This window comes from Bacillus sp. 05T21 (assembly GCF_056396785.1).
Window position 1 is genome coordinate 1 of the sequence record NZ_JBFTMD010000079.1, and the last position, 1403, is coordinate 1403.

General features: G+C 35.8%; 1 protein-coding gene. It reads right to left on the reverse strand.

The window, feature by feature from the left end; all coding sequences use genetic code 11:
• A partial coding sequence (locus AC1DKZ_RS32720) for a SpaA isopeptide-forming pilin-related protein (protein ID WP_476997963.1) occupies positions 1 to 1403 on the reverse strand: 1403 nt, incomplete at both ends.

Here is a 1403-nt window from a genome sequence, read left to right on the forward strand (position 1 = left end):
TCTTCTCCAACTACTTGACCAGCTTCGTTCTTTAACTTAAATTCCGCACCTGCTAGAACTTTTCCACTTTCTGCATCCTTCTTGATTACTTGTAAGCTTCCTAGTTCTTTTGCGTTTTCCACTTGTACTTGTACTACTTTGTTTGCTTCCACTACGACTTCAATTTCTTCTTTTAACAACTTATATCCTTGTGGTGCTTTCGTTTCTTTTAATGTGTATTTTCCTGGTTCTAATTTCGTAGATATTACTTTACCTGTTTTATCTGTTCGTAATGTCTCTACTTTTTTGCCATCTTTATACACTTCAAATTCTGCGTCTGATAATCGTTTCTCTTTATCATTTGCATCTACTTTCACGATTTCGAATTGACCAAGGCTCTTACTATTCGTTACTTTTACATCAATAACTTTTTCACCATCAACTATTGCATGAATTACTTGTTTTGTTAACTCATAACCTTCTGGCGCTTTCGTTTCTTCTAACGTATATTCACCCGGCACTAGTCCGTCTACTTTAACAGTTCCAGACTCATCTGTTGTAATTCCTTCTTTTACAACATTTCCTTTCACATCTTTCAATGTAAATTCTGCGCCTGCTAAACGTTTCGCTTGATCTTTATCATCCGTTTTAATAATTTGTAGAGAACCTAAGACTTTTTCATTTTCTGCCTCTACTTTTACTATTTCGTTCTCATTTTGAATTGTTACTTTCCATTCTTTATTAGAAAGCTTGTAACCTTCTGGTGCTTTCGTTTCTTTCACTGTATATTCACCTAATGGTAATTTCGGTGACATCACTTTTCCACTCTCAGCTGTTTTCAGTTCCGCTACCTTTTTACCATCTTTATACACTGCGAATTCTGCACCTGATAACACTTTCGTTTTATCATTCGCATCTACTTTCACGATTTCAAATTGACCTGTTACTTTTTCGTTCATAACTTCTTGTTTTACTACTTCATTCGCTACAACGTTTACTTCTACTGTTACTTCTACTGCTTTGTAGCCTTCCGGTGCTTTCGTTTCTTCTAACGTGTACTTTCCTGGCACTACGTTTTCGAATTTCACAACACCATCTTTATTCGTTATTTTCGCTTCTCCAACTACTTGACCACTTTCGTTCTTCAGTCTAAATCCCGCGCCTTCTAGAACTTTTCCACTCTCTGCATCCTTTTTGATTACTTGTAAGCTTCCTAGCTCTTTTGCGTTTTCTACTTGTACTTGTACTGCTTTGTTCGCTTCCACAACGACTTCAATCTCTTCTTTTAACAACTTATATCCTTGTGGTGCTTTCGTTTCTTTTAATGTGTACTTTCCTGGTTCTAATTTCGTAGATATTACTTTACCTGTTTTATCTGTTCGTAACGTATCTACTTTTTTACCATCTTTGTACACTTCAAATTC